This is a genomic window from Natrinema gelatinilyticum, from assembly GCF_024266705.1.
Classification (GTDB): domain Archaea; phylum Halobacteriota; class Halobacteria; order Halobacteriales; family Natrialbaceae; genus Natrinema; species Natrinema gelatinilyticum.
On sequence record NZ_CP100756.1, the window covers coordinates 3,551,641 to 3,577,846 of the forward strand.

The following is a 26,206-nucleotide window of genomic DNA, read 5'->3' on the forward strand; positions in this document are numbered from 1 at the left end:
GGTTACCAGCACACGATTCCCGAGCGGATTGATGACCCGAAAACGGGCGGGACGCGCTGTCCAAACTGTGGCGCACGACCATTCACCGTTCGTCGGAACGGGCTGCGGTGGCATCCCGATCCGTGACTGCGCTCGAGGCACGCGGGGAGATTCCGACCGGACGCGCATCAAACTAGGGACCCTTCCTCCCGCTCGCTGAAACGAGACGGATGCAGTCAGAATAGTTTGCCAAGGAGCGACCGAAGCCAGCCGAAGAAACCCGAAGAGTTGTCGTCTGCCGATTTGGAGTCATCTTCACGACCCGTCTCCTCCGTATCGCTGTCACCTCGTTCGGTCGTGGTAGTGTCGGGTTCGTCCGAGCTAAATTCGACACCTTTCGGTTTTCGGCGCGGGTCTTTCGATTCGGAGAGTTGCTGATTCGATGCCATCGTCCGGTCGCCGGTGGAGCGGTTTTGATTCGATGCCGACGTCGATGTACGGTCACCAGTGGAGTGACTTTGACTCGACACGGTGGTGTGGTTGTCTATCGAGAGACTCTGACTCGAGGCTGATGGACGGCCAGTGTTGGAGCGAGTAGAAGAATTGGTGGACGGTCCCGTCTCGACCCAGAGAAACTCCTTGCCTTTCGTGCGGCCGGTGAGCAAGAGATCAGCGAGTTCGTCTTCGTCGGCCAGCAGGTCGTCTGCGATGTTCGGCTCCGGTTCCGGCTCGTCTGCGCTCGCGATGATATCCTCCGGACTCTCGTCTGCGAGGATATCGTCGGCACCGTTACTGTCGGTCGCTTCGGTCCGCAGTTGGTCGAAGACTTCGGCGGCCGTTCTGTCTTCGACGTCCTCGGATTTCCTCCTACTTCTCGTACCGGATTTCCTCCTGGCGCTGGACTGCCTTCTGGTACCATTTTCATTCCCCTGTTCCGTCGCCGTCCGGCGTCCGTGCCCCGCACCGTCGCCGGTCTCGAATTCCCCGAACAGGTCGTCGACGCTCGAGCCCACTTCGAACGCGTCGTCGCCCGGATTAGTGTCTATTGGGGTATCTGTCATGACCTCGCTTCTATGGAAGTGGATTATCACGCGACTTTAATTTTTGGAATTTTCTCAGGCACGATAGGTAGGAAAAGTGATATATTGGCATTCTGGCTGTGCGATGGAACTGACGAATCAAGAATTTGACAATCTGACAATGCTGCGGGTCGTCGGGAAACGAAGGGAAAAACTCTTTCTGGAGAGAGGAGTCGATCGACGGGGTGCGGTCGGTGACGCACGGAGCAGTGCCGGCACAAACCCTATTACTGGCTCCATTGAACGTGGGTCGTTGTCATGACTGGGATCGAGTACGACGATTTTCTGGACCTCGAGTACGAACCCGTGGAGACGGAACTCGTCTGTGAGTTCGCGATCGAACCGGCCGCGGACATGTCGATGGAGGCGGCGGCGAGTCGTGTCGCATCGGAATCCTCGAACGGGACGTGGGCTGCGTTACACGTCGACGAGAACGAATTGACGGATCTCGGCGCGGTGGCCTGCGATATCGACGGGAGCGACGTCACGGTCGCCTATCCCGTGGAACTGTTCGAAGCCGGCAGCATGCCACAGATCCTCTCGTGTATCGCGGGGAACATCCTTGGCATGAAAGCCGTCGACTCGATCCGACTCGAGAACTGTCGGTGGCCGAAATCGATTGTCGACGGGTTCCCGGGTCCGAAGTTCGGGACGAGCGTTGCCCGAGAGAAACTGGATGCGGGCGATCGTCCAGTGCTGGCGACGGTGCCGAAACCGAAAGTAGGGTTGTCGACAGACGCCCACGTAAAGATCGGCGAAGCGGCCTGGCGCGGCGGGATCGATCTGTTGAAAGACGACGAGAACCTCACCGACCAGGGTTTCAACCCGTTCGTCGACCGGCTCGCGGAGAGTCTCGCTGCCCGCGACCGCGTACAGGAGGACACCGGGGAGCGGAAAGATTACCTCGTGAACGTGACCGCAGAGACCACCGAGATGCTAGAGCGCGTCGACCTCGTCGCGGAACACGGCGGCGGATTCGTGATGGTCGACGTGATCACCTGTGGCTGGGCTGCCGTTCAGAGCGTCCGCGATCGGTGTGAAGACCACGGACTGGCCATCCACGCTCATCGCGCGATGCACGCTGCGTTTGACCGGGTCGACCACCACGGCGTTTCGATGCGCGTCATCGCCCAAATCGCCCGTCTCTGCGGCGTCGATCACATCCACACTGGAACCGCTGGATTGGGAAAGCTCGAGAACGAGGATACGCCGGGCATCAACGCGTGGCTCACGGGGGCGTGCCACGGCCTGAATCCTGTTCTCCCCGTCGCATCGGGGGGCCTCCATCCCGGTGTCGTCGACCAACTCATCGATACCCTCGGCACAGATATCGTCGTCCAGGCCGGAGGAGGGGTCCACGGCCACCCCGACGGAACGCTCGCAGGCGCGAACGCACTCCGACAATCTGTCGACGCGACGATGGCCGACGAACGTCTCGTCGAGTACGCGGAAGATCACCAAGAACTTGCGACGGCGCTCGAAAAGTGGGGATCCGAGACACCCCGATGACTACGGCGTCCGAAACCGATCGGTTCGATCGTCCTCGATCGAATCTCTCACAGAACGAGACATTCGTCTAGGTTTCAGATATATATTTATGGATATCGTTAATGTATCCCCTCATGGCTTATAGACAGTCACGTCACAGTGGGTTTCCGTCGCCGGTGACCGTTCTCACGACGGTAACAGCAGCACTGATCGCGGGGGTGGCACTCGGCGGCGTCTTACATGTGACTGGAAACCTTCGGTCGGTGGCTGCTGTGTACGGATTGAACGGAATCGTCAACGAGTGGACGCTAATTTTCTGTCATAGTTTCCTCGCAGCCGGTCCATTCGTGGCAATCGTAATCCGGCTGGGGAACGGTCGGTCCGTCCCGCAGCCGCTCGCGGAGAGCTATCGGAATCCGTTTCTCTGTGCCTGCGTAGGTCTGTCGTACGGAGCATTGCTCTGGCTAACCGTCGTTGCGTACGGAGCGCCGGTCGTGCTCGGTTTCGTTACGGGGCACGGATATCCCGTCCCACACAACCATTCGGGTAGCTTCTTCGCGCTCCTGTCGTTCGGCGCCGTTCTGGGTGCGTGGTTTCCGTTACTCAGAGACTTCTTCGACGAACAGCGATGACTGTTCGACACGACGGAGTCGACGAGTGGTCGAACCGATCGTTCGGGGCGCCCGATCGCTGTGCTACCGCAGTCAGGTCTCGCTGTTCGACGCTGTCTGATCGACGAAATCGACGATCCGTTCGGCGATTTCCGCCCCTGCATCTTCCTGCAGGAAGTGTGCGGCCTCACCGATCCAGATATCGGGCTGTTCGCTCGCGGTCGGGATGTGATTCCGAAGGGGGTCCCGGTTGTCGGACATAATCGGATCGTTCTCCGCGAACAGAACGAACGCCGGTTTCTCCCATTCTGCGAGGCGATCCCGGGTCTCGGCGAACAACTCGGCTCCCGGGTCATCGGGCGATTGTGGGACCAGCCCCGGGAACGTCCGTGCGCCCGCCATGTACTGGTCGTCGGGGAACGGTGCACGGTACGCGTCGACCACGTCCCCGGAGAGGTCGCGGTAACAGCCGTTTGCGACTAGCATCCCAATATCGAGGTCGTCTGCGGTTGCGACCATCTCCGCGAACGCGTGCCACGTCTCGGTCATCTCCTGCGTTCCGTCGGGCAAACCTGTATTCATCGGCACGAGACGGGAGAACCGATCCGGTTGTTCGGCCGAAAGCGCGAGTCCGAGCAATCCGCCCCAGTCCTGGCAGACGAGCGTAACATTCCGAAGCTCGAGTTCCTCCACGAACGTCCGCAGCGCGTCGTAGTGCATCTCGACGGTGTATTCGTCGTGGTCCTCGTATCTATCGGAGCGTCCGAAGCCGATCAGGTCCGGGACGACCACACGGCCGCGCTCGGCGAGGACAGGCATCATCTTCCGGTAGAGAAACGACCAGGTTGGTTCACCGTGCAGACAGAGAAACGTCTCCTCGTTCTCGTCGGCAGTCGAGCCACCGCCGGTTTCGACGTACGCCATGCGCAACTCGCCCACGTCGACGTACCGCGGCTCGTAGTCGAAATTCGGCACGTCATCGAATCGGCGCTCCGGCACGCGAACAACCATACGACGTCATACTGCACATCACTATTCAAAGGTTAGGAAACCGACGTCAACCGCCTCGGGGTCAAGCCCCGTGGCAGCCGCCTCGCAATTCTGTGAACACCACATCCGTTGACTAGAACCGCTCGTCGGCCGTGTTGGCTCATTCGGCCGAAGTCACCAGACGTGAGCCGATTTGCAGCTCACAGTTCCAGTCACCTTCCTCCTGGCGCGACTATCCAAAAATATTATAGTCTCGTCAACAGCAACTAGCAGTGTGGTTTACGAGACAGGAAACGAGACGGTCGACGATGCTCTCGAGCGGGTCCTGGCCGGCGAGCGACTCGACAGAACTGACGGGCTGGCGTTGATGGCCCAACCGGTCTCTCCGCTCGCTGAGGCCGGCGCGGTCGTGCGCGATCGCTTCGGTGACGGAACGGTCGATGCATGCTCCATCGTCAACGCGAAGGCGGGCAACTGCGCCGAGGACTGTGGCTTCTGTGCGCAATCGGTCCACTTCGACACGGGAATCGACACCTACGGGTTTCTCGGCCCAGAGAAAATCCTCGAGGCCGCGAAACGTGCCGAACGCGACGGTGCCCAACGATTCGGTATCGTGGTCGCAGAAAAAGGCGTCTCGAAGGAACGACGCCCGGAAGAGTGGGCGGACGTCCTCGAGTCGATCAGGCTCGTTCGCGAGGAGTGCGATCTCGAAGTCGATGCCTCGCTCGGGATTCTCACCAAAGAGGAGGCCACAATCTTAGCTGCGGAGGGGATCAATCACTACAATCACAACATCGAGACCTCTCCGCGATACTTCCCCGAGATCGTAGGCACTCACAGCTTCGAGGATCGAGTGAAGACGCTCGACGTAGCGAAGGCGGCCGGCATGGATCTCTGTGCGGGTGTCATCCTCGGAATGGGGGAAACCCCAGTCGACCGCGTGGAGGCGGCCGTCGCGCTGCAGGACATCGGTGTCTCCTCGCTCCCGGTGAACGTCCTCAACCCGGTCGAGGGGACGCCGCTCGCCGAACAGAGGACTGAGATCACGACCGAAGAAATCGTCAAGACGGTCGCGGTCTACAAGCTCCTCCACCCGGACGCGCGAGTCCGACTCACCGGCGGCCGCGAGGCCAATCTTCCATCCGCCGAACAACACTTGCCCCTCGAGGCCGGCGCAGACGGTATCCTCACCGGGGATTATCTCACGACGGACGGGCAGTCGCCGGGTGAAGACCTCGAGATCATCGAACGGGCGGGCTTGGTGCCCAACATGGAGGCCAACGAGTTCGATCCGGCGGCAGTCAAGGCCCGCAACGACGGTACCGAACAGTCACCGACCGATACGGTGGCCAGTACAGGCGCAGAATCGAGCGACGACTGATACGGTCTGCTGTACCGATGTACCGGTGCACCCGCAGGACGGTCGCGGTTGCACCGGCAATGACATACAGTAGTCCGTATGACGACCCGTCGATAGCGAACGCAGCACCGACAGACGAGCAAGAAGACGAACACAACGGAAGACACGATACCTATGAACGACAGTACGTTTGCGGTACTCGGAACCGGAGGAATCGGCCGACGAGCGCTCGAGGTAAGTCAGTACAAGGATTCGCTGACGCCCGTCGCGGCGTGTGACCGCCACGGCGTCGCGTTCGACTTCGACGGCCTCGAAGTCGACGAACTGCTGGCGGCGACGGAGGGTAACATCGACAACGAGGTCAGCACCGACGGCGGGGCGGCGACCGCCGAGAGCGGCGTGAAACAACACGGCGAAGACAGAGGCGTCGTCGCCTCGAGTCAGGCTCGAGCCAGCGACGACCCGATTCGAGAGATCATCGACCACGGCGACCGGATCGACGCGGTCTTGCTCGCGCTGCCGAACTACGAACACGATTTCATCCCGCGAACTGCGGACCGATTCCTCGAGGGCGGCTACGCTGGAGTCATGATCGACGTCCTCAAGCGCTCGCGCGTGATCGACATGCTCGAGGATCGCAGCGACGAGTTCGAGGATGCGGGCATCACGTTCATCTGCGGTGCGGGTGCGACACCCGGCCTGCTGACCGGCGCCGCTTCGCTCGCGGCCCAGTCGTTCGTCGAGGTCACGGACGTCGACATCTGGTGGGGCGTCGGGCTCAAGTCCGGGTACGAGGACAATCGCGGTACCGTCCGTGAAGACATTGCCCACCTCCCTGAGTACGACATCGAGACCGCCCGCGACCTCTCTGACGACGAGATCGAAGCGATCATCGACGAACACGACGGCGCCATCGAATTCGAAGACATGGAACACGCCGACGACGTCCTCCTCGAGCGCGCCGGCGTTTGCGACGCCGAAGACGTTTCCGTCGGCGGAATCCTCGACGTTCGGAACGACGAGAAACCGACGACGACTACGGTGCGTGTGACCGGAACGACCTTCGATGGCGAGACGGCGACGAACGCGTTCCAGCTCGGGGACGCGACGAGCATGGAGGCGAACGTCAATGGGCCCGCGCTGGGCTACCTGAAAGCCGGCGTGCGTCGGAACCGCGCCGGCGAGTACGGCGTCTACGGTCCGGCAGAACTGATGCCGGGATTCTAAGTCCGACACGATTCCCTTCGCCGCTGTTCACAGAATGAGGATTTCAACGAGCCCGAATCCGCTGCATATCGACCGACCCGATACCCGAGTGGGCCGACCGATCCGGTCGATCCGAACCGTGAGAGTGAAACCGTGGCGCTGACTCCGTATAGCCGAATGGCCGACCGCGGGTTCAACCTCGAGAACCGACTCGAAACGCTCGAGGAGAACGACTTGAAACGGACGTTGTCGCCTGTCGACCGGGTCGCCGAGCACGGCTACTTTGCGGAGCCCTCCGGCGGTGAACTGCCCGTCCTCGATTCGGTTGAAGCACTGGTCTTCGCCTCAAACAATTACCTCGGCCTGACCGACGACAGACGGATTCAGGACGCGGCGCGACAGGCCGCGGCAACCGTCGGAACGGGCGCGGGGGCGAGCAGGCTCGTCACCGGTGACACGCTGGTCCACCAGGATCTAGAGCGCCTGCTCGCCGAAACCAAGGACACAGAGCGCGCCCTGACGTTTTCGTCAGGATACGCGGCGAACGTCGGGACGATTACCGCGCTCGAACCGGACGTGGTTTTCTCCGACAAGTTGAACCACGCAAGCATCATCGACGGCTGCCAGCTGGCGGACTGCGACACCGTGGTCTACGACCACTGCGATGCAGCGAGTCTTCGCTCGAAACTCGAGGAGCGAGCCGGGAACGCGGTCCGAGAGGGGGGAGACCCGGCCGACGAATCCTGGTTGATCGTCACTGACTCGGTCTTCAGCATGGACGGCACCGTGGCGCCGCTCGAGACGATCTGCGACGCCGCCGACGAATTCGGTACGTGGGTGATGGTTGACGAAGCCCACGCGACTGGCCTGTACGCAGACGGCGGCGGCATCGTGCAGGCCGAAGGACTGGAAGACCGTATCGAGATCCAGATGGGTACGCTTTCGAAGGCGCTGGCGAGCCAGGGCGGCTACGTTGCCGGCAGCGCGGAACTGATCGAATGCATCGTAAACGACGCGCGCCCGTTCGTATTTTCGACTGGGCTCGCGCCCCCGGCAGCCGCGGCCGCAAGCGAGGCGCTCCACGTCGCCCGACACACCGACGTACGAGAGCGACTCTGGGAGAACGTAGCCCACCTCCGCGACGGCCTCGAGTCGATGGGATTCGACGTCTGGGGTGATTCCCAGATCCTCCCGGTCGTCGTCGGCGATCGGCGAGATGCGATCGACCTCGCCGACGGGATTCGCGAACGGGACGTCGTCGCGCCACCGATTCGACCGCCGACGGTTCCGGACGGGACGAGCCGAATCCGCGTCGTGCCGATGGCGACCCACGAACAGAACGACATCGTCACCTGCCTCGAGGCGTTCCGAGCGACGGGCGAAGAGGTGGGACTGCTATGACCGACCCGATCGCCGTCGTCGGTACCGGAACTGGCGTCGGGAAGACGGTCGTAACCGCCGGCCTCACGCGACTACTGCGCGAGGCCGGCCACGACGCGCGAGCGATCAAGCCTGCCCAGACCGGACATCCACCGGACGACGACGCGGCCTTCGTCGCGACGGCCTGTGACGATCTCGCGGCGGCGACCTGTCTGCGGTATCTCGAACCGGCGCTGGCACCGCGCGTCGCCGCCGACGTCGCCAACGAGGATCTCGAGTACGAGTCGATCCGCGCCGCCTGCGAACGAGCCGCCGCCGCCGCGGCGGTACCGATCGTGGAAGGTGTGGGCGGACTTCGAGTCCCGTTAGCCGGCGACCGTGAGGTGATCGATCTGGTCGCCGACCTCGAGGCGAGGGCGATCGTCGTTACGCGCTCGGGACTGGGGACCCTCAATCACACCGCGCTCTCGATCGACGCCCTCGAGGCACGCGGGATCGACGTTCTCGGCGTCGTTTGCAACGAGTACACCGGTGAGACCGTGGCCGAACGAACCAATCCGGACGAACTCGAGCGGATGACCGGCTATGCCGTCGAAACGGTTCCGTCGTTGGCCGACGATAGCGATCGTGAGCCGCGCGATCTCGCGATCAGTGTCGGTGAAGCGCTGTCGCCGACGTTTCGGCGGCGACTACCGATAGAAGACGGATGACCGTCCCCACAACACTCAGGCCGAGGGTGTCGGTTGTTCTTGGTCGACGGTGCGTGAGTCGCGTTCGGACGTGACGTCGGTCGTCGTCGGTTCCCGTTCGACGAGACACGAAACCACCTCGGATTTTCGGTGATGTACCTCGAGATGAACCCGAAGGGCAGTTGGGTCGTCGTACGTCTCCGTACACAACGGGCATTTTTGGGCGTCTGTCATTCGGGAGTTCACCAGAAGATACTCTCATCGTTCGTCGACGTAATAGTGTCGATCAGTCAATTCGGACACATATCCAGCGAGCTTAAAACCGGAGAATCGCCCCCCGAGTCCCGTCAGGATCGATCTTCGAGAACGTGACCGGCGCTTACAGGAAATCGCTCAGACCAGCCTGGCCGTCGTCCGATTCGTCCTCGACTGCGGTACTGTCCGCCGATGCTGATTCCGTGGTGTCCCCGTCGTCTGCGTCCACGGCCGCGAACGTTCCCTGTTCGCTCGAGCCGCCGTCCTCATCGTCACCGACGGCTGTTCGGTCGTCCGTCTCGTCGGCCGCTTCGTCAGTGCTGGAACTCGCACGCTCGGCCACGAAAAACGCATTGCCGGCGTGTTCGACCGCTTCTTCTGTCTTTCGTTCCGCCGCGTCCTCGACGATCGACTGGACCTTGTTTGTGTCTTTCCCGCTGCCGGTGACGAACGAGAGTTCGGATTCGTCGAGGTCGTAGGCGGCGGCCATTCGAACGGTCAGGTCGCGATTCGTACAGTGATGTGTCAACCGCGAGAGAAACGGAAGTATCTCCCGTCGCACCGTCGCGACGCTCGTCCCTTCCCGTTCGGCGATACGCTCGGCGACCGCATCGCGGGTGTTCCGGGTTCCCTTGGTGCGGCCGAGTTTCGACCAGTAGCTCGGCGGGCCGTACCGAGTCCAGCCGCCCTTGTCGCTGCGCCTCGAGGCGGCGACGCCGGCGGTCATGTTGTCCGTGGCGTATCGCCAGTACGAGTAATTCTGGGAGGCCCTGACACGGCCGAGCCAGCGGTCCGCGTTCGAGAGGAACCCGTATGCGTCGGCCAGTTCAGCGCCCTCGTAGTCTTTCGGGACGTTGTCCTCGATCCAGTTGAGTAACTCGTCCGGCGTCTCATCGACGTCGTACGACGCCCGAAGTGCACCTTCGGCGTCTTCTTCCTTGATGAGCGCGTCCAGGAAGTCGAAGATACCCTCCGTCGTGTCGCGGTCGCCCGTGACGACATCCTCGACGGTTAGCATTTCACCCTCATCGGCGACCGCCTGCAGGTCGTTGACCGCAGAGCGCAGGTCGCCGCTGGTCGACTCCGCGATCTTCTCTAGAGCTTCCTCGTCGAACTCGATGCCCTCGCGCCGACAGATATCCCGAAGAACGGGAACGATCGATCGTTTCGAGACGTCCCTGAACTCGATCGTTTCGCACGCGCTCCGAAGCGACTGGCTCATGTCGTAGAACTCGTTGGCAACGAGAACCACCGGCTGATTCGCCTCCTTGACGACGCGGGTGACCTCACTCGAGCCGCCGTAGTCCGCGTTCCCGTGGAAGTTATCCGCCTCGTCGAGGACGACGAGTCGACGGCCCGATCCACCACCCGTCAACGTACCGCTCTTCGCGGCTTCGCCCGCGATCCGTTCGATGACGTCCGCTTTTCGGTTGTCGCTGGCGTTGAGTTCCATCACTGGCCAGCCCATATCGGCGGCCAGCGCGTGAGCGGCGGAGGTTTTTCCGATACCGGGACTCCCGTGGACGATCACCGCCTTCCGATGGTCCTCCCAGGTTTCGGCCCACTCCTCGAGTTCGTCGCGGGCCGTGTTGTTTCCGCGTACCTCCGACAGTGTCGACGGGCGGTACTTCTCGGTCCAGTCGGTCATTGTGGTATGGTTGGTGTGAGTCGCGTTTAGTGGTTGCGGAGCGTCACTCTTCGTCGACAGACTTCAGGTCGAGGCGTGAGGTAATACCCTCGTATGCGCCGTCACTCGAGACGATGGTATCACCGTTCGATTCGACGAGGTGGAGCGCGTCGAACGGCGTGAACTCGTGGTCTTCGACGTACGTTGCTGCGGAGACGACGGTATCCACGTCACCACGTACCTCGACGAGATTGGCGGCGTTCGTGACGACGCGTTCAGTATCTCGTTCCTCGCGGTAGGCGACCAGAAGGAGTTCGATAAGCGTGAATTGTGACGTCCACAACTCGTCCTGTCGGTTTCGGTATATCGTTTCGGCGGCGTCTCCGAGCCAGTCTTCGTTCTTGATGAGCGCGAGCAGAAAGTCGGTTTCCACATACATTTATCGTCCAGCCTCGTCGAGGGCCGCCTCTCGTGCGTCTTCTCGAAGCCCATCTATCGACTTGTCGACGTCCGCGAACTCGTCTCTGAGCGCGTCGAGTGGATCGTCAGCGATTGGAACTAATTTGATTCCGTCGTGAAGCTGAACGATGTGATACCGCTCACCGTATCGTTCGCGTACTTCTTTCGGAAGCGTGAGACGGCCGCGGTCGTCCAGCGACACATCGGACATATCTCACTGTTTGGTGGGCAAAGTCAAAAATATTCCCCGCGTTTACCAGACCACCCATCTACGAGCGGGACTGTTGAGTTCCTCGTTCGCGAACTATCACCCGGCACATCGAATCAATATCATATTTCCCCGACTTCTCGGTCCAGTCGGTCAGTACCGAGTGAGAAGTAAAGAACACGCTTCGTGGTTGCGGACGCCACTCATCGGCGACGGGCATCGTCGTGTCGGCCGCGTCTCACGGGGGTCACCGGGCGTCGAAGACGACGGGTGCGAGACACCCGGACGACGCGTTGGTCGGCCCGGTTCGCAACCACAGCACCAACGGTATCTGATCGAGTAGCCGTGCTCCCGATACCGGGTGGGGTCGGATCGACGTTTTCTCCGCGAAGCAGCGATTACGCTCCGTCGTTCCCCTCGGGTTCGATTTCGCGAAGGCAGTCCCGCGCGAGCGGATTCACGGCCGTGTCACTGACGGTCTCATAGTCGGATCGGTCGGTCGTAAGCGAGGAGATTATGGTACCGTCGCTGCCGTAGTTCGGAATTTCGATGAAAATCTTCTTTGGCCTCTGGGTCACGTTGGATTTGGTTCCGATTTCGAACACGACCGTCCCGGTGAACGGCGCTGGGACGTCCTCACCGAACACGATGCCGTCCTCGAGAATCGTATTTCCGAAGAGACCGTCGTCGAAGAATCCCGTGCTCGCGAAGGCGACGTCACTATCCTCGAACGTGCCGGTGACCTCCGCTCGAGTACAGGATGGAAACGTGATGACGCGCCCCGAACCGTCGGTCTGTTTTGCTTTCTTCTTTTTGCCGTCGACCTTACCTTTTTTCTCACGAGAACTTTCGTCGCTCTTTTCGACGTCGCTCCTGCTTTTGTTTGCCTCTTTCTCGCTCGAGTCGGTCCCGTTCTCGTCTGTTTCGAATCCGGGGCCCGTCTCGCCGGCCGGATTCGCGTTGAGACAACCAGCGAGTCCGGTTCCGAATCCGGCCGCAACGAGGAATTTCCGTCGGTCCATGTTCGGATGGAATAACGCCCTCCTGTATAAATTGTCTGATTTTTATCATTAGCTGTTACAGTCATCGGTCTATGAGTGAGACCCAATATCACGAGCCACAACCGGGGGAAACAGAGTCATTTTGGACGAGGTCATATCGACTCACCGGTAGTAATGTACTGTTCTCGAAATTATTTCCAGTTTCCGGCGGTCGGTGTCTTAACGGGATCGGTGACGGCTGTCTCCCTCAGGACCACTCCGACCTGCGTTCGATGCGAGCAGATACCGACCGCTCCCGGGTCGGAAAACGAATCGACGTACTCATGAGGCGACGTTCGAACCGTTACCAACGCTCGAAACGAGAGTCTGTCGCTAATTGAGACGCAGATGAACGAGCGGTCTAGCCATCTCAACCACCAGCGACCGAAGTGCCACTGCGAGACGCTGCGGGTTCAGTCAGACGACTCCTCTGCTTCCGGGGGCACTTCGTTGACGAGCACCCTCGAGATCCGGGTTCCATCCACGTCGTCGACCGTCAACTCGTAGCCGGCGACCTCGATCACGTCACCGACTTCGGGTGCCCTGCCCAGACGACTCAACACCAGGCCGCCGACCGTGTCGAACGCTTCGCTCTCGAAATTCGTTTCGAGCGTCTCGTTTACCGCGGCGAGTGAGACACCGCCGTCCATGGCGTACTGACCATCCGCGAGTTCGTCGATGGAGGGCTCCAGTTCGGCGATGTCGAATTCGTCCTGTATTTCACCGACGACCTGTTCGATGATGTCTTCGATAGTCAGAATGCCCTCGAAGGCCCCCCACTCGTCGATAACGACGGCCAGTTGGACGTTCTGGCGACGAAACTCGGCGAGTATCTCGTCGATCCGGCGCGTTTCCGGAACGTAGAGAACGTCTCGGGCCAGGTCACGTGCGGTCGGTTCGCCGCTCGAGGGCTCGTCGGCGCGGTCCGCCGTTTCGATCGCGTGGAGTACGTCTTTCGCGTGAACGAATCCGACGACCGGTTCGTCGGCCTCCTCATCGACGACGGGAAACCGGGTGTAGCTCCCGCTCGAGGCGATGGCTCGAAGTTCTGAGAGCGGCATATCTGCCTGAACGGTGACCACGTCCGGGCGGGGGACCATCACCTCGCGGGCGACCGTTTCACTCAGATCGAAGATCGCTTCGATCATTTCGACTTCGGCCATGTCGACCGTCCCCTGTTCACCGGAACGAGAGACGATTCGCAGGATCTCCTCCTCGCTGTGGCTTTCGTCGCGCTCGGATGCCGGTTCGACGCCGACGAGGCGCGTGAAGAAATTTGCCGTCCCGTTGAAAACGATGATCCCGGGGATGAAGACGTAGTAGAAGGCCTTCATCGGTGCAGCGACCAGCAGTGCGATCCGCTCGGCCTCCGCGATGGCGAGCGTCTTCGGCGCGAGTTCCCCGAAAACGACGTGCAGAAAGGTTATCACACCGAACCCGATCGCGATCGAGACGAGGTGGATCGACCCCGCGGGAAGCACTTCACCGAGGACAGGATCGATGAGCGAGGCGACGGCCGGTTCGCCGACCCATCCCAGCCCCAGCGAGGAGATGGTGATCCCGAGCTGCGTTACCGCGAGGTAGTCGTCCAGATCGTCCGTGGCTTCCTGGACCAGTTTCGCCGACGAGCGACCTTCCTCGACGAGCGTCTCGATTCTGGTCGATCGGATCCGAACGTACGCGAACTCCGCGGCGACGAAAAACCCGTTCAGAAAGACCAGAAAGAACGCGAAGAGGAGTCTCCCGAGCGAGAACGCGAGATCTACCATCGGTCCCACCTCGGAAACTGCGAGTGTTCCGGCGCCGTCGCTGTCACGTCGGCGCCGCTTCGAACCCGGTACCCGATTTGACAAGTCCGCGTTGGTCCACCGATGGAACGATGGAGCCACCCGGGCGAGGGGGACGGGACGACGATCCCACCGTCGATAACCACGATCATACGATCACTTGGCATACCACTTACAAAACCGTGCCGCTGATGGGCGGGAAAAGGGTCGACTCGGTCCGGATTTCGTCTCGATTCGAACCTCGCACTGTCACAGATTCCCACACGGAGTGAATACATCACGACCCGATTCCATGTCGATCGACACACGCTCCGCGGCCGATGGTCGCGGTCCGGACGTGGATAGCCAGTCACGGTATCGGACCGTCTGGTCACGATGGCCACACCCGATGTGAATAACTGTCCATACCTCGTACGCCGTCTATGAACGTCGCGATCCTCACCGTCGGCGACGAACTTCTCGCAGGGGCGACGACCAACACCAACGGGTCGTGGTTGGCAGAGCGAATCACAGCGCGGGGCAGCACGGTCGATCGAATCCTGACGATTCCCGACGACCGCGAACTGATCGCGGACTACGTCGCCCGCTGGCGCGACGAGTTCGACGCCGTCATCGTCACCGGGGGAATCGGGGGAACGCCCGACGACGTCACCGTCGAAGCCGTCACCGACGGCCTCGATCGCGCGTTCGTGGTCCACGGAGACATCCACGAGCGCCTGGTCGAGAAGGCGGCCGCGTTCCGCGACGAGAACCCCGAACTGATCGACGAGTACGACCTGCAACTCGACCTCGAGGCCGCAGCATCGATCCCCGAAGGGGCGACGCCGATCGTCGTCGAGGAAGGCTGGGCACCGGGCTGTGTCGTCGAGAACGTCTACGTCTTCGCGGGCATCCCGACCGAAATGCGGGCGATGTTCGAGCAGGTAGCCGACGAATTCCACGGTGCCTCGAGTGCGGAAACGCTCTACACCCCGGCCCCCGAGGGAGCGCTCCACGAGGCCCTCGAGGGAGTTACCGAGCGGTTCGACGTCTCGGTCGGCAGTTATCCCCGAAGCGAAGAGCGACCGGGCCGAATACGGGTCTCGAGTACCGATCCCGAGACTGTCGAGTCGGCGATCACGTGGCTGCGAGCGAACGTCGAGACGACAGCGCCGCCGTCGGTGAGCGAAAACGAATCTCAGTGAGGGCCCGAAACGACGATCCCGCGATCAGCGTGTCGAGGTCGAGGAGGGGGTACATCCCATCACGACGAGAATCGCCCGCGTGTCGAACTTCGAGGCGAACAACGAATCACCGAACAATCCCGTGAACGCGACGCGAACGACGGTCGATGGGATACGCCGGCGACTGAAACCGTGACGGCGTGACCGTTCGGACACGAGAGACGTCTTCGGTAGGTACTTCTGCCAACCGGGAGACCGACGAGTATGAGCGGGCGTGGACCGAAACGGGAACTCGCGGAGAAAATCGCCGGGGAGGTTACGCTGAGCAACGATCCCGGCTCGACGCTTCGCAAGTGGCGAACCGATTTCGACATCTCGCAGACGGACCTCGCGGCAGAACTCGAGGTCTCCTCCTCGGTGATCTCCGATTACGAGAGCGGCCGCCGGGAGAGCCCCGGCATCGGTGTCGTCGGTCGACTCGTGGAGGGACTGCTCGCGATCGACGAACGCCGGGGCAGCGAACGCATCCGTCAGTACGGCCGAGTTCTCTCGGCGGGGTTCGAAAGCGACGTCGTCTACGATCTCCGGGAGTACGCCACGTCGATCTCACTCTCGCGGCTCTACGCCGACCTCGAAGCGACCGAAGTCGCCTCGAGCGGTACTGATCGCGTGAGCGGTCACACGGTAATCGACAGTATCGAGGCGATCACGCGGCTCTCGAGCGAGGAGTTCTTTCGACTCTACGGGCAGAGTACGAACCGTGTGCTCGTGTTCACGGGTGTGACGCGCGGCGAATCGCCCCTCGTCGCGCTCCGCGTCGTCAATCCGACGCCGAACGCCGTCGTCCTCCACGGTATCGACGAGGACGATCTCTGGGATCACGCGGCCGATCTGGCCCGAATCGACGGCTACTCACTTGCCGTGACGAACACGCCGTTAGACGACATGCTCGAGCATCTCGTGAGTCTCGAGTGACCGACTCCGACTCGTCGCACTACGTAGTAGCAGGCGAGAACTGCGTCCTGAAGGGCGGGGAGGATATCAAGCAACCTGGTACGAACCTCGGATCGAGTTCCTCGCTGCCTCGCAGGCTACGGGCAGTCTATCCGGTCACGGAAATCGGCGGAAATTCGTGACGGCAGAAATTCGTGACGGAGCAATCGGTATCACGTGCGTGACGGGGCAGCCGATACCCCGCCTGCCGAATTCGGAACGGCGGGGAACCTGCTGCTCGCGCTGGCTCGCCGTGCCTCGCGCGGAATCACCCGGCTTCAGGCGATCTGGTCACGGTAGTCGTCTGCGGTAAGCAATTCCTCGAGTTGCTCACCGTTCTCGGGGTCAATCTCGAGCATCCAGCCCTCGCCGAACGGATCGTCGTTGACGAGTTCGGGTGCGTCGAACAGGGCATCGTTGATCGCGACGACCTCGCCGGCGACGGGCGCATAGAGGTCGGAGACGGCCTTGATCGACTCAACGACGCCGAACTCTTCGTTTTGCCCTACGGTGTCGCCCTCGTCGGGGAGTTCGACGAAGACTACGTCGCCGAGTTCGTCCTGTGCGAAGTCCGAGATGCCGACGCGAACGACGCCGTCCGTCTCCCATGCCCATTCGTGCGATTCTAGATACCGTCTGTCGTCGGGTACGTCGAAGCTCATTATACTGTGTCGATGAAGGGCGTTGTTTCAACTCTTGCTTTTTTCGACTGGCCACGGACGACCACCTGCAGGGTCGTGCCCGGCTCCGCGTACTCGGTCGGCACGTAGCCGAGGCCGATCGGTTTCTCGAGGGTCGGGCTCATCGTTCCGCTGGTGACCGTGCCGATGACTCGGCTCTCGACGGTCGTAATGTCGTAGCCGTGTCGGGGGACGCCGCGATCGATCAACTGGAAGCCGACGAGCTTCTCGTCGACACCTGCGGCCTCGATCTCGGCCAGGGCGTCCCGACCGACGAACGAGGTCTCGAGTGCGACCGTAAAGCCGATCCCAGCCTCGTAGGGCGTCCGGGGATCGGCCTCGGAATCGAAGTCCTGCCCGGCGAGTAACAGACCGGCCTCGATGCGGAGCGTGTCCCTGGCCCCGAGGCCGCAGGGCTGACAGTCGAACGCCGCCCAGATTTCCTCCGCCGCTCCCCAGGGGAGGATCAGTTCGAACCCGTCTTCGCCGGTGTACCCAGTCCGGGCCGTCCAGCACTCGACGCCGTCGATCGTCGTGTACCGGGCCTCGAACCGCTCGAGGTCATCGGCGGACTCGTCGGTCCGGCTCTCGATCAGATCGACCGCAGACGGTCCCTGAACGGCGAACATAGCGTACTCGTCGGTCCGGTTGTCGACGGTCGCGTCGAGGCCCCACTCGTTGCGGTAGCTAATCCACCGTTCGTGCGTCGTCTCGTCGGTGCCGGCGTTAGGGACGAACAGGTAGGTCGCCTGGTCGTCCTCGTCGGGCAGCCGGTAGACGACCGTGTCGTCGAGGATGATGCCGTCCTCGTCAGTGATCGCGGCGTACTGCGAATTGCCCACCTGGAGTCGTTCGACGTCGTTCGACGTCAGCCGTTGCATCAATTCCGTTGCATCGGGTCCGGTGACGTGGATCTGGCCCATGTGCGAGACGTCGAAGATGCCGACGTCCTCCCGGACGGCCGCGTGTTCGATCTGGATCGAGTCGAATTCGACCGGCATGTCCCAGCCGCCAAACTCCGTGAACTTCGCTCCGCGTTCGTCGTGAATCCCACGTAACGGCGACGTCTGAAGCGGCATATCCGCAACGTCATCCGCAGAGTAGTAATGTCTTTTCGTCGGCTGGCGCGGTCTCGGGTGTCCCGAGACCGAACTCGGCCGGTCACCCGAGAGCGAAGCGGTCGCCCAACTCGTTCGAATCGGTGTTGTATAACCACTACCGGTTACAACGGCTCGAACTATCGTCTCCGGTTGCCGAAAATATATCATTAAAAACAACGTGACACGTGATAGATGAGTATCCAGAAACTCGAGCCAGCGGCAGACTGGAGTGCGATGTATATCGACGGCGAGTGGTGCGACGCCGCGAGCGGCGAAACGATCCCGGTCGAAAATCCGGCGACACGGGACGTGTTTGCGAACGTCCCGGCGGGGACAGAAGCGAACGTCGATGCGGCCTACGAGGCAGCAAACGCAGCACAACCCGCGTGGGAGGAGATACCGCGTGAAGAACGCGACCAGTACGTCGAGAACCTGCTAGACGAACTGAACGCCCAATTCGAGGAAATCGCGGGGCTGCTCGCGACCGAAGCCGGCACACCGTCGTTCCGCGCGCTAGCCGAATTCGCCACCGCGACCGGCGACGTGGAGATGGCACTCGAACTCGATACGCCCGAGGAGGAGGTCCGACCTTCGCCGTCGATCGATGGGAAGGACAATCACATCGTCTACGAACCGGTTGGCGTCGTCGGGGTCATCTCGCCGTGGAACTTCCCGCTTCACCTCTCGCTGCGCGCCGTGGCGCCCGCGATTGCGCTCGGCAACACGGTCGTCTTGAAGCCGGCGACGGACACACCGATTACGGGCGGATTACTCATCGCGAAGCTCTGTGAGGCCGCGGGCATTCCCGACGGCGTCGTCAACGTCGTCACCGGCCGCGGCTCCGATATCGGCGATCGGTTCACCGGCCATCCGATCCCGCGGGTCATCTCCTTTACCGGATCTACCGCCGTCGGCACCGACGTCGCCGCAAACGCCGGTGAGAGCCTTGCGCTCCCCGCACTCGAGTTGGGCGGCAACGCACCGTTCGTCGTCACAGACGATGCGGATCTCGAAGTGGCGGCTCGAGCGGGCGCGTTCGGCTCCTTTTTCCATCAGGGACAGGTGTGCATCTCGATCAACCGCCACCTGGTCCACGAGTCGGTGTACGACGAGTACGTCGAGATGCTCGTCGACCACGCCGAGTCGCTCGTCATCGGCGATCCATCCGAGGACGAAAACGTCACGTTCGGGCCGGTCCAGAACGAGACCCAGCGCGACGATCTCGTCGCAGTTATCGAGGAGTCGATCGACGCTGGTGCGACCCTCGAGACGGGCGGCGAAGCCGATGGTCTGTTCGTCGAGCCGACGATCCTGTCCGACTGTACGAACGACATGCCGACGGCGTGTAACGAACACTTCGGTCCGGTCGCACCGGTCGTCCCATTCTCGGACGACGAGGAGGCGATCGAACTGGCCAACGACACCGAGTACGGCCTCTCGGCGTCGGTTTTCTGCGAGGATGCAGCGCGCGCCCGCGACCTCGCCGATCGGATCGATGCCGGGATGGTTCACATCAACGACCAGCCGATAAACGAGGACCACAACGCGCCGTTCGGCGGCGTCAAGCAGTCCGGACTCGGCCGGTACCATGCCGAGTGGATCGTCGGCGAACTCACAGAGCCCAAATGGATCTCTGTCCAGAACGAGGAGCGCGATTACTTCGTCTTCGAGTAAGAGACGACGTGACGCGGTGGGGTGATTCGACGTGAACGTCAGATGTCCCGCGTGCGTCGGTCCGGCGCTGTGACCGCTACGTTCGACGGGTACCGGTCTCCGTTTTCGACGGTTCGATTCGCGCCTGTCCTGGTTATCGGCCTCGTTCCTCGAGTCGGAGCGAGTACTGTCCCGCACCCCATTCTGCGTGTACTTGCAGTCCCAATACCTCGTCACCGTCGAGTGTGAGGGCAATCGACTCTCTCGAGGCCGAATTGGTCGAGGACCGGTCGTGGTCCCACCTGCTTGGCGACCGGCCGTCAGTCGTCACGTAGAGTTCGAAGTCGCCGTTGGCCGGCCCCTCGAGCGCGACTGTCGCGGAACAGGGATCGGCCGTGTGCAGCCGGTAGGTGTACCGATCGCTCTGGCCTTGCCAGGTATTGCCGTCGAGCGACCCGTCGGCGCTCGCTGTAACGGTTTCGTTGCCACACTGGCCGGTCGTGTTCCCCTCGTTCTGGTCGCTGTCTCCGTCCTGATTCCCACCATCTTGGTCGCTGTCTCCGTCCTGATCCCCACCATCTTCTTGGCTAGAAACATCGTCTTCCCCGGTGTCCCCGGACGGAGTGGTCCCGACCGCTGCGGCGGCGTCGACGCGGCCGCTCCCCTGTTCCGTTTCATCGAGTCCAATGTCGACGGCCGTTTCGAGAAGATGTTGTCGGAGTTCCGTCCGCGACAGATTGGGGTGAGCCGAGAGCGTGAGTCCGGCGACACCGGAAACCACCGCTGCTGCCATCGACGTTCCGGATAGCCGAGCGTAGTCGCCACCGTTTACGGCCGAGAAAACCTGACTGCCGGGGGCGGCGATGTCTATCTCCGGTCCGGTGTTGGAAAACGAAGCGAGCGAGTCGTCGGATTCCAGTGCCGAGACTCCGACGACGCTCTCCTCAGAGGCGGGTGAGAAAACGCGGTTGACACCCTGGTTACCGGCTGCGGCGACGAGCAAGATGCCGCGGTCGGCCGCGTATTGACAGGCTGAACGGAGCGTCTCGAAGGAGCCCTGGACGCCCAGCGAGAGGTTTATTACGTCCGCACCGGCGTCGGCAGACCACTGAATCGCATCAGCGACGTCAGAGAGCGCCCCCTCTCCCGTCTGATTGAGCGCGCGGACGGAGAGCAACGAGCAATCGCTGATACCTGCGTGGCCGGTTCCGTCGTTCGTCCCGCCGGTCGCGATGCCTGCAACGTGCGTCCCGTGGAATTCGTCTCGGTCGGGATACGGATCACTGTCGTTGTCTACGAAGTCTCGACCGATGCGCTCGTCGACGACGCTTTCGAGTGCGGGATGGTCGTGTTGGATCCCTTGGTCGACGACGGCGATGACGACGTCCTCGCTTCCGCGGGTCGTCTCCCAGGCCTGCTCACAGTTGACCTGTCGCGGGGCGCGCTGGTTCTCGTACTGGGGATCGTTCGGCTCGAGGAGCGACTGGACGGTGACGTTCGATTCCGCGTACTCGACGGCCGGCGAACGCCTGATGGACTCGAAGATCCGCTCGCGACTGCGTTGGGACGCGTCCGGCGGGATGGAAACTGTTGCGTACTGGATCGTCTCGTTTGCGTGTGCGACCTCGCATCCGTCGGGTGAGAAGGTGTGCGCCTCGCGTACAACGTCCGAGACAGACGATGAGAGGCCGACGATAATCTCGTCCGTCTTCGGGCCAGGTTCGCGACCAGGGGTCGCGCTCGCGACGCCGCTCGAACCGATCAGTCCACCGATGGCAATCGATCCAGCACTGGAAAGGATCGATCGGCGGTTGTACGTCCGATCGTCCCCGGTTCGATCGGATGGATCGTCCTGTGTCATGGGATGACATTCATCTTCGCCTGAAATTAGTAAAAGTTTGTTAAACTAACAATTGTTTACTGCGAAATTTAAGATATCTATCGTGTCCGACTGTTTATAACTCTAAAAATAGTGTGTGGATATGCGAAGCCGCTCTGTTACCCTACTGTCAGGGACTCGAGAAACCGGCACGGAGTTTGCACGGAACGAATCAGATTTGCGGTCTCCCTCCCGGAGATGGTACTGCGAAAAGACGAAATCGATGACGTGTGAAACGACCGGTCTATCGGCCACGTTCCTCGACGGAGAGCGTATAGGTGCCGCTCCCCTGGTACCTCCTGACGAGGATACCGAGCGTTTCGTTGCCGGTGAGATCCACCGGGATTTCTTCGGTAGCGGACTGACTCACCGACCGTTCGTCGTAGTTCACCGTCGTTGGCGTCCGTCCGTCGAGAGTCAGGTAGAGGTCGAAATCAGCACCATCAGGGCCCTCGAGGGAGACGATAGCGCGACAGGGGTCCGTCGTCTCGAGTTGGTACGTGAAGGTATCGTTCGAATCGCCCCACCAACCGCCGCTGAATTCCCCGTCGACACTCGCGCTCGTGACCTCGTCCCCACACCTACCGGGATCGGGGTCCGGGGAGCTACCGGGTTCCGTGGTGACGGCGTTTCCAGCGTCGACGCGACCGCTTCCCTGCTCGACGTCCGACAGTCCGGCATCGACGGCTGTCCGGGTCAGATGGTCGCGCAGTTCCTCGGACGAGAGGGACGGCCACGCCGACAGAGTGAGTCCGGCCACGCCGGCGACCACCGGTGACGCCATCGATGTTCCGGAGTAGCTATCGTAGCGATCCCAGGGGACGCTCGAGAGGACGTTTGTCCCGGGGGCCGCGAGTTCGATCTCCGGCCCGATGTTCGAGAAGTCCGACAGGTGCTCACTCTCGTCGAGCGAGGAGACGGCTACCACGCTATCGTAGGCTGCGGGGTAGGAAACGCTGCCACCGTAATCGTTGCCGGCGGCCGCGACGAGCAAGGAGCCGTTCGAGTACGCGTACTGACAGGCCTCGGCCAGCAGGTCGGTGGGCGTACCGCCGCCGAGTGAGAGGTTGATAACGTCGGCCCCCTGGTCGGCCGACCACTGTATCGCGTCCGCGATGTCAGAGAGCGAACCGCCGCCGGACCCGCTTAGAGCCCGGGCTGACAGCAGGGTGCAGTTCGATATCCCGGCGTGTCCCGTCCCGTTGTCGGTCCCACCCGCAGCGATGCCGCCAACGTGCGTGCCGTGGCTTTCGCTCGCGCTCATTGGATAGGGATCGCCGTCATCGTCGACGAAGTCGGACCCGCCGTTCGAGACGTCGTCCGAGACGGCCCCCTCAAGATCCGGGTGGTCGTACTGGATGCCCTGGTCGACGACCGAAATCGTGACGCTCGGATCGCCGAGCGTCTTCTCCCAGGCCGTCTCACAGTTGACCTGCTGCGGTGCATACTGGCTCCCATAGCGCGGGTCGTCCGGCGTGTAAAGCGGCGCTGCGTCGTCGCCGTCACCCTCCGAATCGGAGGCAGTCGCGTTCGAGTCCAGCGGAGTCATCTCGAGCGTCCGATAGGTAACATTATTCTCTGTGTATCGAACCGTGTCTGCACCGAGAAGGTCCTCTCTGACGGTTTCTTTCGTCGGTCTGCCATCCTCGTCGGAAACGCTTACGGCGGCGTAGCTAAGCGTTTCGTTCGTGTGAACGACTTCCGCGTTGGCCGGAAGTCTGGACGATAGCTCCGCTTCGATGTCCGAACTGTCGGAATCGACCCCGACGATTAGTTCCGAGTTTTTCGGACCAGGGTCCCGCCCCGGCGCTGCGGACGTGACACCACTGATCCCGATGAGTACACCGGCCGTTCCGAGTGATTCGAGGATCGATCGTCGATCAAATTTGAAGTTATTACCATCAGCCATTTCCAAAACGAAACGCAACGTACTCATATTAATAAGTTCCTATATGAACTCAAATGTAATTTGGTATGACAGGGAATTTAAAATGTCTCGGTGCGCGGCGTCACGGAGCGGATGCACGCCGTGATCACCGCACTGATCTGGTCACTCGGAGCCAAGACACGACTCGACGGCTCTCACCGGTTTCGTCGGCTCGAAGAGTCGTTCGAGTCGAGACTTCTGGCACGCACGGGCGAACGGAAGAAGGTGTGTCCGTCCTCGTTACCTGGGGGTTCGACGGCGTCGTCGTCACATCGTCGATTCGGTACACCTATTTTCGGGCACGGGAAAGGGCGGACGACTGACCATGTTCGACCGCGTTCGTGCCCGTCTCGCGTCCGACACTGCGTCCGAGCCAGCAGTCGGACTGTTCGTCGACGGACCGAACGTGTTTCGAGAGGAGTTCGACGTCGACCTCGACGACCTTCGCAAGGCCGCCCGGGGCCTCGGTCGAGTCGGCGTCATTCGCCTGTACCTCGACGAACACGCGACGCCGGGGCTCATTCAGGCAGCCGAAGCGCGGGGCTTCGAAGTGATCGTCACCAGCGGCGACGTCGACGTCAAACTCGCCGTCGACGCGACCGCACTCGTGGCCGATGGCACGATCGACCGCCTCGCGATCGCCTCGCGGGATACGGATTTCAAACCCGTCCTCGAGTACGCCGGGACCGTCGGCGTCGCAACGGTCGCGGTCGCACCGGGACGGTACGGCCGCTCGGACGCACTGCGAAACGCGGCCGACGACGCCATCACGCTCGTGCCGACGACCGGTGACGACGCTGCCGACGAAACCTAGCCGCTGTAGGAACTCTGGCCAACGATTTCGAGGAGTTCGCCGCGACCGGTGGCGGTCGCCTCGTCGAACTCCGTCACGCGAACTCGTACCTGTTTCTCGACAGTTTCCGGACCGGCGCCGTCGACGATCAGTTCCGTATCACCGACGAACGCCCGACCGCTAGTGCCGTTCGTTTCCGCGACGAAGACGTCGACCTCGGCACCTACCTCGAGCGTTGGCCGGTTCGCTCGGAACCGCCAGCCCCTGAAATATTTGCGCAGAACGCTCATATGCGAGCCACCTCCTCGCTCTCTCTGTCGATCACGTACTCCCGACCGAAGCCCGTCAGTGCCGCGAGAACGAACACGGCCACGAGAAGCCAGCCCTGGAAGACGAACGGGACGACATCGATTGGCGTGACGACCATCGACTGATCGAACCAGTCGTACGCTCCGGGAAGATTCTGCATCGCGGTGTATCCGGCAAGGACGCCGCCGGACCACGGGAAGATATAGCCCAGCGCAGCGGTCTGACCGTCGAGAATGTTCGCTCGACGATACCCGTTGAGATTGAACCGCTCACCGATTTTCGAGATGTAGGGGCCGATCGCGACCTCGGCGGCCGTGTTGATGGTGATGATCGCGTTGATCAGCGCCGTCGAGGCGACCATGGTGAGTTCTGCGTTGCGGACGCTCGTCGCCAGATTTTCGATCGACCACTCGAGTAGCACCTCGAATGCGCCGCCGCGGATCATGATCTGGGCGGCACCGATGATCAACAGGACGAGAATCGACAGTTCGAGAAATCCTTCGACGCCGGTCATGAGGCTCCCGGTGACGCCTACTGCGCCAGGGTCTTCGACGACGGTCAGTATCGGCAACCCAGCGAGCGGTTCGGCCAGCGGCGCGTCGGGCGGCGCGTTGAACATGAGCATGTCGCCGATTCCTGCGAGGCCGAATGCAAGGTTGAAAATCACGGCGAGGACGATTCCCCACGAAATCGCCTCCACGATGTGACGACCCACGACCGCTGCACTGATCACGGCAAGCATCGAAACGACGTGGATGAGACCGATTGCCTCGCTGCCTTCGAGGAAAATCTCCTGGGCTTGTGCACCGATCTCGAGGCCTGTCATCGCCCCGCCGGCGACGACGTAGCCGACGAAGGCGACGACGGCGGCGATGATCACGTACTTGAATCGCGAAGCGACGACGCCGCCGATATCGGCATCCTGTGTGACGGCGCTGACGATCGTCGTATCGCTGACGGGAGCGAGATTGTCCCCGAAAATCGCTCCGGAGAGGATCGCACCGAACAGCAAGACGGGGTTTGCACCGAGTAATACGCCCGCCGGAAAGAACAACCCGACGAATGCGACGCTCGCGCCGTACCCCGTCCCGATCCCGGTCGTGAAGATGGCCGCAAGGACGAACGTTACCGCCGGAAATAACGTCGCGCCGACACCCGCCGTGTCGGCCAGCCAGACCAGACCGCCGACGAAACCGCCGTCCTGTAACAACTGCGCGAACATCCCGGCCCAGATCCACGCCACGATCGCCGTCACTGCGACAGGTTGGGTCATTCCCTCGAAAATCGTGTTTGCGTACAGTTGCCAGTTGCCGCGAACGAGGAACATGCCGAGAATCAGTCCGATCAGGATCCCCACGATGAGCCCGCCCGTATCGCCGATCCGCCAGAGGGCCGTCTGAACGATCGCCCAGACGATGAAGAATGCGATCGGAAACGCGCTCATCCCGCGACCGCCATAGAACTCGACTCTCGGCTCGATTCCGCTATCGGGTTGCGCAAACCGATCGGCTGGTCCGTCGTCGTCCGATCCGTCTCCGATTCCATTCATGC

General features: G+C 61.8%; 24 protein-coding genes. 10 read left to right on the forward strand and 14 right to left on the reverse strand.

Going from position 1 to position 26,206, the window contains the following annotated elements:
* Window positions 1-215 precede the first annotated feature (215 nt).
* Window positions 216-1,040 (reverse strand): hypothetical protein, encoded by an 825-nt coding sequence (locus tag NJU76_RS17450; RefSeq protein WP_254530622.1) that lies wholly within the window; start codon window positions 1,038-1,040, stop codon window positions 216-218.
* Window positions 1,041-1,316: 276 nt separating this feature from the next.
* Between NJU76_RS17450 and rbcL the strand changes: the two genes are divergently transcribed.
* Window positions 1,317-2,567, forward strand: a complete 1,251-nt coding sequence (rbcL, locus tag NJU76_RS17455; protein WP_254530623.1) for a type III ribulose-bisphosphate carboxylase — start codon at window positions 1,317-1,319, stop codon at window positions 2,565-2,567.
* A gap of 113 nt (window positions 2,568-2,680) precedes the next feature.
* On the forward strand, window positions 2,681-3,178 hold the full coding sequence (locus NJU76_RS17460; RefSeq protein ID WP_254530624.1) for a hypothetical protein: 498 nt from the start codon (window positions 2,681-2,683) through the stop codon (window positions 3,176-3,178).
* Between the two features lie 72 nt (window positions 3,179-3,250).
* Here NJU76_RS17460 and NJU76_RS17465 read toward each other — a convergent pair whose 3' ends face one another.
* On the reverse strand, window positions 3,251-4,168 hold the full coding sequence (locus NJU76_RS17465; protein WP_254530625.1) for a haloalkane dehalogenase: 918 nt from the start codon (window positions 4,166-4,168) through the stop codon (window positions 3,251-3,253).
* A gap of 253 nt (window positions 4,169-4,421) precedes the next feature.
* Between NJU76_RS17465 and bioB the strand changes: the two genes are divergently transcribed.
* The 4 genes from bioB (at window position 4,422) to bioD (ending at window position 8,803) form a co-directional block, all read left to right on the forward strand.
* Window positions 4,422-5,528, forward strand: coding sequence for a biotin synthase BioB (bioB, locus tag NJU76_RS17470; RefSeq protein WP_254530626.1), 1,107 nt, complete (start codon window positions 4,422-4,424; stop codon window positions 5,526-5,528).
* A gap of 153 nt (window positions 5,529-5,681) precedes the next feature.
* A complete protein-coding gene (gene bioU, locus NJU76_RS17475; protein ID WP_254530627.1) occupies window positions 5,682-6,734 on the forward strand; it encodes a (S)-8-amino-7-oxononanoate synthase BioU in 1,053 nt (350 codons plus the stop codon).
* 156 nt (window positions 6,735-6,890) lie between these two features.
* On the forward strand, window positions 6,891-8,114 hold the full coding sequence (locus NJU76_RS17480; RefSeq protein ID WP_254530628.1) for an aminotransferase class I/II-fold pyridoxal phosphate-dependent enzyme: 1,224 nt from the start codon (window positions 6,891-6,893) through the stop codon (window positions 8,112-8,114).
* The gene (gene bioD / locus NJU76_RS17485; protein ID WP_254530629.1) at window positions 8,111-8,803 is read left to right on the forward strand and encodes a dethiobiotin synthase; all 693 of its coding nucleotides are present in this window, start codon (window positions 8,111-8,113) and stop codon (window positions 8,801-8,803) included. Before NJU76_RS17480 ends, bioD begins: the two co-directional genes overlap by 4 nt.
* 15 nt (window positions 8,804-8,818) lie before the next feature.
* Here the strand turns inward: bioD and NJU76_RS17490 are convergent, their stop codons facing one another.
* The 6 genes from NJU76_RS17490 to NJU76_RS17515 form a co-directional block, all read right to left on the reverse strand.
* Complete coding sequence (locus tag NJU76_RS17490) at window positions 8,819-9,016, reverse strand: C2H2-type zinc finger protein (RefSeq protein WP_254530631.1); 198 nt, start codon at window positions 9,014-9,016, stop codon at window positions 8,819-8,821.
* Window positions 9,017-9,161: 145 nt separating this feature from the next.
* The gene (locus NJU76_RS17495) at window positions 9,162-10,685 is read right to left on the reverse strand and encodes a replication factor C large subunit (RefSeq protein WP_254530632.1); all 1,524 of its coding nucleotides are present in this window, start codon (window positions 10,683-10,685) and stop codon (window positions 9,162-9,164) included.
* 43 nt (window positions 10,686-10,728) lie between these two features.
* A complete protein-coding gene (locus tag NJU76_RS17500; RefSeq protein ID WP_254530634.1) occupies window positions 10,729-11,103 on the reverse strand; it encodes a PIN domain-containing protein in 375 nt (124 codons plus the stop codon).
* Complete coding sequence (locus NJU76_RS17505) at window positions 11,104-11,334, reverse strand: AbrB/MazE/SpoVT family DNA-binding domain-containing protein (RefSeq protein ID WP_254530636.1); 231 nt, start codon at window positions 11,332-11,334, stop codon at window positions 11,104-11,106.
* A gap of 395 nt (window positions 11,335-11,729) precedes the next feature.
* A complete protein-coding gene (locus NJU76_RS17510) occupies window positions 11,730-12,353 on the reverse strand; it encodes a hypothetical protein (protein WP_254530638.1) in 624 nt (207 codons plus the stop codon).
* A 431-nt stretch (window positions 12,354-12,784) separates the two neighbouring features.
* Window positions 12,785-14,140 carry a hemolysin family protein gene (locus NJU76_RS17515; protein ID WP_254530639.1) on the reverse strand — a complete coding sequence of 452 codons (1,356 nt, stop codon included), beginning with the start codon at window positions 14,138-14,140 and terminating at the stop codon, window positions 12,785-12,787.
* Between the two features lie 440 nt (window positions 14,141-14,580).
* Between NJU76_RS17515 and NJU76_RS17520 the strand changes: the two genes are divergently transcribed.
* Window positions 14,581-15,342 carry a competence/damage-inducible protein A gene (locus NJU76_RS17520; protein ID WP_254530641.1) on the forward strand — a complete coding sequence of 254 codons (762 nt, stop codon included), beginning with the start codon at window positions 14,581-14,583 and terminating at the stop codon, window positions 15,340-15,342.
* Window positions 15,343-15,585: 243 nt separating this feature from the next.
* The gene (locus NJU76_RS17525) at window positions 15,586-16,296 is read left to right on the forward strand and encodes a helix-turn-helix domain-containing protein (protein WP_254530642.1); all 711 of its coding nucleotides are present in this window, start codon (window positions 15,586-15,588) and stop codon (window positions 16,294-16,296) included.
* A 296-nt stretch (window positions 16,297-16,592) separates the two neighbouring features.
* On the opposite strand, the gene gcvH is transcribed toward NJU76_RS17525, so the two are convergent.
* Window positions 16,593-16,976 (reverse strand): glycine cleavage system protein GcvH, encoded by a 384-nt coding sequence (gene gcvH, locus NJU76_RS17530; protein ID WP_254530643.1) that lies wholly within the window; start codon window positions 16,974-16,976, stop codon window positions 16,593-16,595.
* Complete coding sequence (gene gcvT, locus NJU76_RS17535) at window positions 16,976-18,073, reverse strand: glycine cleavage system aminomethyltransferase GcvT (RefSeq protein ID WP_254530644.1); 1,098 nt, start codon at window positions 18,071-18,073, stop codon at window positions 16,976-16,978. Before gcvT ends, gcvH begins: the two co-directional genes overlap by 1 nt.
* A gap of 213 nt (window positions 18,074-18,286) precedes the next feature.
* Here gcvT and NJU76_RS17540 point away from each other — a divergent pair, with 213 nt between their 5' ends.
* Window positions 18,287-19,768 (forward strand): aldehyde dehydrogenase family protein, encoded by a 1,482-nt coding sequence (locus NJU76_RS17540; protein WP_254530645.1) that lies wholly within the window; start codon window positions 18,287-18,289, stop codon window positions 19,766-19,768.
* A 133-nt stretch (window positions 19,769-19,901) separates the two neighbouring features.
* Here NJU76_RS17540 and NJU76_RS17545 read toward each other — a convergent pair whose 3' ends face one another.
* The gene (locus NJU76_RS17545) at window positions 19,902-21,608 is read right to left on the reverse strand and encodes a S8 family serine peptidase (RefSeq protein ID WP_254530646.1); all 1,707 of its coding nucleotides are present in this window, start codon (window positions 21,606-21,608) and stop codon (window positions 19,902-19,904) included.
* Window positions 21,609-21,870: 262 nt separating this feature from the next.
* A complete protein-coding gene (locus tag NJU76_RS17550) occupies window positions 21,871-23,535 on the reverse strand; it encodes a S8 family serine peptidase (protein ID WP_254530648.1) in 1,665 nt (554 codons plus the stop codon).
* Window positions 23,536-23,878: 343 nt separating this feature from the next.
* Here NJU76_RS17550 and NJU76_RS17555 point away from each other — a divergent pair, with 343 nt between their 5' ends.
* Window positions 23,879-24,367: an NYN domain-containing protein gene (locus NJU76_RS17555; protein WP_254530650.1), complete on the forward strand. Its 489-nt coding sequence runs from the start codon at window positions 23,879-23,881 to the stop codon at window positions 24,365-24,367.
* Here NJU76_RS17555 and NJU76_RS17560 read toward each other — a convergent pair.
* Together NJU76_RS17560 and NJU76_RS17565 are read right to left on the reverse strand one after the other, a co-directional pair.
* Window positions 24,364-24,636, reverse strand: a complete 273-nt coding sequence (locus NJU76_RS17560) for a DUF7513 family protein (protein WP_254530651.1) — start codon at window positions 24,634-24,636, stop codon at window positions 24,364-24,366. The genes NJU76_RS17555 and NJU76_RS17560 overlap by 4 nt on opposite strands.
* Window positions 24,633-26,204 carry a Na+/H+ antiporter NhaC family protein gene (locus NJU76_RS17565; protein ID WP_254530652.1) on the reverse strand — a complete coding sequence of 524 codons (1,572 nt, stop codon included), beginning with the start codon at window positions 26,202-26,204 and terminating at the stop codon, window positions 24,633-24,635. The genes NJU76_RS17560 and NJU76_RS17565 overlap by 4 nt, the downstream gene beginning before the upstream one ends.
* Window positions 26,205-26,206: the final 2 nt, after the last annotated feature.